Source organism: Pseudonocardia ammonioxydans (genome assembly GCF_900115005.1).
GTDB classification, from domain to species: domain Bacteria; phylum Actinomycetota; class Actinomycetes; order Mycobacteriales; family Pseudonocardiaceae; genus Pseudonocardia; species Pseudonocardia ammonioxydans.
In genome coordinates this window covers 1-8,162 of the sequence record NZ_FOUY01000098.1, presented here as the reverse complement: position 1 = coordinate 8,162, position 8,162 = coordinate 1, and the positions used below count along the sequence as shown (strand labels likewise).

Genomic DNA, 8,162 nt, shown 5'->3' with positions numbered 1-8,162 from the left:
TGTTGATCGCCGGCACCCCGACCCGGCCCAGGAAGTCCCCGCTGAGCACCTGCATGTAACGCGCCAGCACCACCAGATCGACCCGCCCGGCCAGCAGCTCGAGCTGCTGCTGCTCGGCCTCGGCCTTCCTCTCGCGGGTCACCGGGATGTGCGCGTACGGCACGTCGAACCCGGCCACGTCCTTCTCCAGGTCCGGATGGTTCGACACCACCTGCACGATCTCCACCGGCAGCTCCCCGCGCCGCCACCGCCACAACAGATCCAGCAGGCAGTGATCGAACCGCGACACGAACAACGCCACCCGCTTGGGCACCTCGGCGGCGTTCATCTGGAACCCCATCGCGAACCGGCCCGCCACCTGCTCACCGAACTCCCGGCGTAGCCCCGGCAGCCGCTCCACCAGATCCGGCAGGTGGAACACGATCCGCTGGAAGAACTTCCCACCCTCGGGGTCGGTGGAGTTCTGATCGGCGTGCACGATGTTCGCACCCCGCTCGTGCAGGAACGCCGTCACCGACGCCACGATCCCCGGACCGTCCTGACACGACATCAACAACCGGCCGTGGTCGTGCAACGCCCCGTCCCGCGCCCAATGACTGCGCCGGTCGGGGGCCACCACCGCCGAATCCGGCAGACCCGAACTCACCTCGTTCATCGCACAGATCCTTCTCTCGTCTCCGTCAGCTCCAGGGGATCCGTCAGCTCCAGGGGAACGGTGAATGGCTGGTCGGGTGCAGGTCACCGGTGCGGTACCGGTCGAAGCGGAACGGCGCCAGCAGTTCCTGCGGTTCGCCGAGCAGCTCGGCGGCCACCAGCTCACCGACACCGAGCATCTTGTAGCCGTGGTTGGCGTCGGCGATGACGTAGGTGTTGCCGCGGAACGTGTCGAACACCGGGAAACTGTCCGGGGTGAACGCACCGATCCCGCCGGAGGGTTCCTTCGAGTAGACGCCGCGCTTGTTCTGGAACCGCTTGTGGCACGCGGCCAGCGCGGAGGTCCACATGCGCACGAACGAGTCGTCGACCACGAACTCCGGGCTCGCCGGCCCGTACGGGTCCACTGCCACCTCGCCCGCCGGGCGGTCGATCCGCTGCGGGGACGCCCCGCCCTGGACACCGCCGAAGTGGAAGTCCGGCTTGTAGTAGATCCCCCACAGCTGGTCGGTGACCAGTGACCCGTCCTCGTCGTCGTACAGCGGGGCGTCGGAGTCGACGTGCACCACCGGCGGGAACCCGCCGCGGTTGTCGGTGAACTCCTGCGGATCGACCTCGAGGGTGCCCTCCTGCAGCGCCCAGTACGTCCACATCGGCTGGTCGGGGTGGTCCCGGCCCGCGGTGTCGCGGACGGTGATGTGGGTCGGCAGGTCGAGCATCGACCAGATGTCGCGCACCCAGGGGCCGACCGCCACCACCACCGCCTCGCAGGCGACGCTGCCCTGGTCGGTCACGACGGCGGAGACCTGCTCCCCCGCCCGTTCGAGCCCGGTGACCGTCACCCCGGTCTCGATCCGGACGCCGGCCGCGCGGGCCTTCGCCTCCAGCCCGGCCAGCGAGCGGGTGTTGTTGGCGTACCCCCCGCGCTTCTCGTGCAGCAGGATCGAGATCCCCGGAGCCTGCCAGTCGGAGAAGATCTCCTTCATGTAGGCGTGGCACTCGTCGGCCCCCTCGACCAGGACCGACTCGTACCCGATCTCGTTCTGTTCGCGGGCGATCTGGCGGACGTCGTCGGCCATCGAGTCCGGCGCGAGCTGGATGTAGCCCACACCGTGGTACGAGAGATCCTCGGCGTGCCGCTCCCACGCCTCGACCGAGTGCGCCATCAGCTTGCGCATCGCCGGTTGGAAGTAGTTGTTCCGGATGACGCCGCACGCGACGCCGGACGCACCGGCGCCCACGCCGCTCTTGTCCACCACCAGGACGTCCGTGCCGTCGCCGCGGCCGCTCGCGGCCAGCCCGCGGGCCAGGTGCCACGCGGTCGTGAGGCCGTGGATCCCGGCACCGATGACGACGTAACGGGACTTCTCGGGAAGCATGTGTCGATCACCCAATCTCGCGGACACGGTCCGCAGCGAAGTGCGTCAGGACGCCGAGGTCGTCTCGCGCTGGTCGAGGAACGTCGGCAGCGAGTCGTCGAGCGCCTCCCACCACGCGGTGTGGTGGATCGGCGCCGGGGTCCCGGTGCAGGGCGAGGAGAACGCCCGGTCCCGGTAGCCCACGATGCTCTCCGTCTTGTGGTGCTCCCAGGTCTTGAACTGCTCCCGGGTGAGGTCCAGGTCGAAGGCCGGGTAGTCGACGGCGGCGAGGAGGTCGGCGATGTGGTCGGCCTGGAAGTCGATGTCGTCCATCGGCCCGTCGAGCGCCGCCTCGCGGGCCCGCCAGGCCGCGATGTCCGCGTCCATCTCGGCACGTCCCGGCAGCGTGATCCGGCCGAGCACGACGTCGCGGGCGTACCACGCCTCGGCGTCGAACATCGTGAACGTGTAGTACTGGTCCTGCATGCTCAGGTACATCATCTTCGGGTTCGCGGTCCAGAAGATGCCCTTGTACAGGTCCGGCGGGTAGAGCACGTTCGCCGTGACCAGCCGCAGCGGCGTGGCGACGAACGGGAAGTGGTGCCGGTAGCCGGTGCACAGGATGATCGCGTCGACGTCGCGGGTCGTGCCGTCGACGAAGGTGACGGTGCGTCCCTCGACGCGGTCGATGCCGGGGACCTCGTCGATGCCCTCGGGCCACGGGAAGCCCATCGCGGCGCTCCGGTAGCTGATCGTGACCGACTTCGCGCCGTACTTGCGCGTCTGCAGGGCGATGTCCTCGGCCGAGTAGCTGCTGCCGACGACGAGGATGTCCTTGCCGGTGAACTCCTGGGAGTCGCGGAAGTCGTGCGAGTGCAGGATCCGCCCCGGGAACTGCTCGAACCCCGGGTAGGACGGCACGTTCGGGATGGAGAAGTGCCCGGTGGCGACGATGACGTGGTCGAACTCCTCGTCCCGGCTCACGCCCTGCTCGAGGTCCTCGACCGTCAGCCGGAACGTGTCGCTCTGCGGGTCGTGGTCGACCCAGCGCACGGCGGTGTCGAACCGGATGTGCCGGCGCACGCCCGACTTCTTCGCCCGGCCCAGGATGTAGTCCTCGAGGACCGCGCGGGGCGGGAACGACGGGATCGGGCGGCCGAAGTGCTCCTCGAAGGTGTAGTCGGCGAACTCCAGGCACTCCTTGGGACCGTTCGACCACAGGTAGCGGTACATGCTGCCGTGGCACGGGTCGCCGTGCTCGTCGAGGCCGCTGCGCCAGGTGTAGTTCCACAGACCGCCCCAGTCGCTCTGCTTCTCGAAGCACACGAGCTCGGGGACGTCCGCGCCGGCCGCGCGGGCCTGCTCGAACGCGTGCAGCTGCGCCAGGCCGCTCGGCCCGGCCCCGATGATCGCCACTCGTCGTGTCATCTGCTCATCCCTCACCTCGATCGAGACCCCGCTCAGGAGCGGGGCCGCTCCTTGTCCGGGTCGTAGAACGGGAACCGCACGACGCGCGCAGGGATGCGCTTGCGGTGGCCGTCGAGCTTTCCGATCTCGACGTCGGTGCCGATCTCGGCGTGCTCCACCGCCATCCGGCAGAGCGCGATGTTCGTCCGCAGGACGGGCGAGCGGGTGGCGCTCGTGACGACCCCGACCTGGTACCGGCCGACGTGCACGCAGTCCCCGTGCGCCGCCGGCTCGTTGCCCTCGAGCTCGAGCCCGACCAGCGTGCGCTGCGGGCTCGCCTTCCGGGCGAGCAGCGCCTCCCGCCCGGAGAAGTCGTCCTCCTTCGACTTGAGCGGGACGGTGAACCCGACCCCGGCCTCGTACGGATCGGTCTGGTCGGTGAAGTCGTAGCCGGCGAAGACCAGGCCGGACTCGATCCGCAGCATGTCCAGCGCGTCCAGCCCGAGCGGGAGCATCCCGTACGGACGCCCGGCCGCCCAGACCGCGTCCCAGAGCTCGTTCCCGTGGTCGGGGTGGCACCAGAGCTCGTAGCCCAGCTCGCCGGAGTACCCGGTGCGCGAGACCAGGATCGGGATGCCGTTGTGGTCGCGCAGCCGCCCGATCGCGAACCGGAACCAGGTCAGGTCGGCGAACGAGGGCTGGGTGTTCGGCGTCCAGATCAGCTCGCGCAGCAGGTCTCGGCTCGCCGGGCCCTGCACGGCGATGTTGTGCAGCTGGTCGGTGGAGTGCTTGACCCACACCCGGTCCAGGCCGAGCCGCTCGGCCTGCTCGCGCAGCCAGGTGCCGGTGTACTCGTCGCCGCAGACGAACCGGAAGTTGGTGTCGCCGAGCCGGAACACCGTGCAGTCGTCGATCATGCCGCCGGTCTCGTTGCAGACCGCGGAGTAGACGACCTGCCCGTGCGAGAGCTTGCGGATGTTGCGGGTGACGCCGTACTGCAGCAGCGCCTCGGCGTCCGGCCCGAGCACCTCGAACTTGCGCAGCGGCGAGAGGTCCATGACCGCGGCCCGTTCCCGGCAGGCCCAGTACTCCTCCTGCGGGCCGTGGCCGTCGAAGCTCGCGGGCAGCCAGTACCCGCGGTACTCGACGAACTGCCGGGTGAGCGCGGAGGTGCGGTCCGCGAACGCGGTCTTCTTGGTCAGCTTCGCCGGCTGGTCCGGGGTGACACGGTGCGCGATGGCCATGGAGAACTTCCGTTCGGCGTCGTAGACCCGGACGTGGACGTCGGTCGGGACCCAGCCGTTCGACGGGTCGACGTCGTCCGGGCACGCGGAGGACGCGCAGACGAGGTCGGTGCCGGCGCGCATCAGCACGTAGTCCCCGGGACGTGACCACGGCTCGTCGAAGACCAGCTGGTTCTGCCCGTCGAAGGCGGTGTTGTAGAACAGGTTCAGCGCGGGCCAGCCGGCCCGCGGGGCGATGCCGTACCCACCGAGCTCGGCGTTGAAGTTGTCCGTGCAGTTGACGTGGCCCGGGTAGCCCATGTCCTCGTAGTACTTGGCGTTGCAGGCCAGCCCGAACGTGTCGTGGCGGCCCACGGTGTCCTGCACGACCTCGACCAGCGGCTGCATGTCCGGGTCGTAGAACTTCCCGTGCAGGCCGGGCTGCGGGTAGGCCTGGCCCATGAAGTACCGGGTCGCGGTCGAGTCGAGCCCCCGTTCGATCCCCTCCTGCAGCCGGTGGGAGTGAAAGGCCAGGAAGTCCGAGCACTGCCGGCCCTCGACGTCGATGATCTGGATGTACTGGCCGGCCTTCACCTCATAGCTCCGCGCGCTCGCACGGTCCACCCGGAAGTCCAGCACCGGCTCGGCCAGCGGTTCCGGCAGCGGCGGGGGCGGCACCATGCCGCGCCGCGCCCGCCGCAGCTCGATCAGCAGGTCCGACGGCGGGTTCGCCTCGGCCGCGTCGAGGCGCATCTCGTGGCCGGGTGCGGCGACGACCACCGTTCCCGGGGCCTGCGCGACGAACCGCTCGGTCGCCCCGGCCGGCGACCACTCCCCGAACAGCCGGGCCGCCTCCAGCCGGGTCGGGTCGAGACCGTTGCGGACGAGGTGGGCCACGACCGGATCGGCGATCCGGGTACTCCGCGCCACGACCGAGCGCAGCACCGTGGCCGGTCCGTCCGGCACGAGCTCGAGCACCGGCTGCGTCGTGCCGGCCGGGCGCAGGGTCGTCAGCTCGGCGACCTGGCGTCCCTCCAGGTCGACGACCGTGAGCTCGTCCCCGGCGGCCAGCCGGACACCGGTCAGGCCGCCGGCGCGGACCCAGTAGGTCTCCAGTCCCGGTTCCGGCGAGAGCAGGCCGGGCAGCAGCAGGCGTCGACGGTCCGGCCTGCGGTCGGTCGGTACTGTCATGCGACTCGCCTCCTTCACAGGTTCCTGCACGACCCGGCCGGCTCCCGCCGGGACGGAGGGGATCAGAGCTTCCGGACGAACGTGCGGGCCTGGTAGAGCGCGATCAGTGGCAGGACGATGAACAGGATCGTCGCCAGGATCGGACCCGCCGGGTACGCGTACCACTCACTCATCGCCGTTCCTCCTCATCTCGCCACCGCCGGTCATCTCGCCACCGCCAGCAGCCCGGACTGGATCATGCGTTCACGGCCGAATCCGTTCACCTGGTACCGGAGCGTGAGCTTCTCCCCGTCGGTACTGCGGGCCGGGTCGACGTCGGCCCCGACCTCGTCGAGCAGGCCGCCCGAGTAGAGGTCGGTGAGCGTCAGCCGGACGGTGCCCGCCCAGTACGCGCCGGAGAGCCCGTACTCCTGCTCGACGGCCGCGACGACCTCGTGGTCCCACAGCGGGCCGTCGGCCAGCAGCTTCTGCAGGACGTATCCCTTGATGTGCACGCGAGCCATCAGTCCGTCCCGTCCGTGGTGAGTGGCGCCCGGTGCCTGCTGGGCACGGAGCGGATGACCTCGAGGACGTCGCGGCGCTCGGTGAACAGGATGAAGCTGCCGACGACGGCGATGACGGCGCCGACGGCGAACTGGATCCCCGGCGGCTCGAGGGTGAACACGTAGAGCCAGACCAGGGCCAGCGGCCCGTACAGCGCGGCGATGGCCTGCCCGCGACCGACCCCGATCAGCGGGAACGACTTGTACCAGGACACGTAGCAGAACCCGAACGTGAGCCCCAGCAGGAGCATCAGCAGCAGCACCGGGCCCGAGGTCAGGGACGCGCCGACCGCCGCCCAGAACGCCCCGCCGGCGAGGATCGAGGCGAGCGGGACCGCGATGACGAGCCAGATCGCCACCTCGGCGGTGAAGCGCAGCGGGAGGCCGATGTCGGGATCGCTGACGTCGAGCGCCCGCCCGGCGATGGCCCCTTCCAGGCCCCAGCCCACGATCGCCATGAGGCCGCCGAGGTAGCCGAGCCAGCCGCCGCCGCCCGCGCCGGTGATCTCGCCGAGGATGCCGGGGGCGAAGATCACGACACCGCCCAGCACGATCACGGCGATGCCGAGCGCGGCCCGCTTGGTGATCGTCTCGCCGTACCAGGCGCGTGCGGCGAACGCACCGACGATCGGGTAGAGCAGCGCCGCGACCGCGGCGAACGCCGTGCCGACATAGGCGATGGCCAGGATCGACCCGAAGATCGCGAGCATCCCGGCGACGCCGGCCGGCAGGTACCACCGCGAGATCCGCGGCTGCATCAGCGTCCGGCCGTAGTCACCGATCTTCCCGAGGGCACCCGTCCACACGAACATGGCCAGCAGGACGGCGATCGCGTTCAGGATGGTGATCACCAGCGCGGCCAGCAGGTAGTTGTCCGCCAGGCCGACGAACGGTTCCACCTCGTAGATCACCGTGCCGGGCACGTACCAGGCACCCCAGAGCACCGCACACCAGAGGGCCCAGATGAAACCCCATCTGACCTGCCGGTTCCGATGTTCTACACGTAACTCCTCAATGCTCCGTGCGCTCGGCATGGGTTACCTCCGGCCGATGGATGGACTGCGCTGACGCAGCTGTCGGCGAACCTCAGGCGTCGGGCCCCGGCCCGGTGACCTCGATGCCGTACTCGGCGCCTGCGTCGAGGACGACGTCGAACAGGTACTGCCCGCTCGAGCGTTCGACGTGTAACAGGTAGGACGGGTCCGCGGGGGCGGGTCCGTCGTCGCGGATCAGGTCGGTGGCCAGTCCGGCCACCGAGGTGCGCAGCGCAGCCCCGTCGGGGGTGGACTGGTCGTGCAGGTCGATGCCGCAGAGCTTGTTCAACACGGTGGCGGTGTGCCGGCCGCGCAGGCGGATCAGGGCCCGGCCGTGGGTCAGGTCGAGCACCGACACGAACTCCCCGGTGGCACGGGTGGCGGTGTCGAGGTCGGTGTGCAGGGCGTTCGCGGTGCCGGGCGGGCCCAGTACCAGCCATTCCCCCGGGCCGGCGCCGACCGCCAGGACCGGGGTCCCGGCCCGCTCGGTGCGGGTGGCGCGCCCGAAGCGGGTCCCGAGGACCTCGCGCAGGGCGCCGTCGAACGGGCCCCGGACACTGATCTTCGCCAGGGGGGACTGGTCGGCCAGGGTCAGCCCGGCGGTGCTGCGCCGGGCACTGATCTCCCACCCGTCGCGTTCGACCGGGTCGAGCGGGCGGATCGGACTGCGGGCAACAGCGGTGACGGTGTCAGACACGTTGACGTGCTCCCTCCGGGTCGACGTGGGCGTGCCCGTCGATCACCCGCGCAGTG

7 protein-coding genes are annotated in these 8,162 nt (G+C 70.3%); all 7 read right to left on the bottom strand.

The features are described from left to right. A partial coding sequence (locus BM093_RS33790; RefSeq protein WP_143105693.1) for a formyltransferase family protein occupies positions 1-655 on the bottom strand: 655 nt, incomplete at its 3' end. A gap of 43 nt (positions 656-698) precedes the next feature. Beyond that, the gene (locus BM093_RS33785; RefSeq protein WP_093357260.1) at positions 699-2,033 is read right to left on the bottom strand and encodes an NAD(P)/FAD-dependent oxidoreductase; all 1,335 of its coding nucleotides are present in this window, start codon (positions 2,031-2,033) and stop codon (positions 699-701) included. A 45-nt stretch (positions 2,034-2,078) separates the two neighbouring features. Continuing rightward, positions 2,079-3,440: a flavin-containing monooxygenase gene (locus BM093_RS33780; RefSeq protein WP_093357257.1), complete on the bottom strand. Its 1,362-nt coding sequence runs from the start codon at positions 3,438-3,440 to the stop codon at positions 2,079-2,081. A gap of 32 nt (positions 3,441-3,472) precedes the next feature. Next, positions 3,473-5,833 (bottom strand): trimethylamine N-oxide demethylase, encoded by a 2,361-nt coding sequence (locus BM093_RS33775; RefSeq protein ID WP_093357254.1) that lies wholly within the window; start codon positions 5,831-5,833, stop codon positions 3,473-3,475. Positions 5,834-6,036: 203 nt separating this feature from the next. After that, complete coding sequence (locus BM093_RS33770; RefSeq protein WP_093357251.1) at positions 6,037-6,336, bottom strand: hypothetical protein; 300 nt, start codon at positions 6,334-6,336, stop codon at positions 6,037-6,039. Beyond that, positions 6,336-7,409, bottom strand: a complete 1,074-nt coding sequence (locus BM093_RS33765) for a DMT family transporter (protein ID WP_093357248.1) — start codon at positions 7,407-7,409, stop codon at positions 6,336-6,338. Before BM093_RS33765 ends, BM093_RS33770 begins: the two co-directional genes overlap by 1 nt. 52 nt (positions 7,410-7,461) lie before the next feature. After that, positions 7,462-8,106 carry a sarcosine oxidase subunit gamma gene (locus tag BM093_RS33760; protein WP_093357246.1) on the bottom strand — a complete coding sequence of 215 codons (645 nt, stop codon included), beginning with the start codon at positions 8,104-8,106 and terminating at the stop codon, positions 7,462-7,464. Positions 8,107-8,162 lie beyond the last annotated feature (56 nt).

Bases quoted from the DNA above. Each gene is read 5' to 3' on its own strand.
- BM093_RS33785 (WP_093357260.1), bottom strand. From the start codon at position 2,033: ATGCTTCCCGAGAAGTCCCGTTACGTCGTCATCGGTGCCGGGATCCAC.
- BM093_RS33780 (WP_093357257.1), bottom strand. From the start codon at position 3,440: ATGACACGACGAGTGGCGATCATCGGGGCCGGGCCGAGCGGCCTGGCG.
- BM093_RS33775 (WP_093357254.1), bottom strand. From the start codon at position 5,833: ATGACAGTACCGACCGACCGCAGGCCGGACCGTCGACGCCTGCTGCTG.
- BM093_RS33770 (WP_093357251.1), bottom strand. From the start codon at position 6,336: ATGGCTCGCGTGCACATCAAGGGATACGTCCTGCAGAAGCTGCTGGCC.
- BM093_RS33765 (WP_093357248.1), bottom strand. From the start codon at position 7,409: ATGCCGAGCGCACGGAGCATTGAGGAGTTACGTGTAGAACATCGGAAC.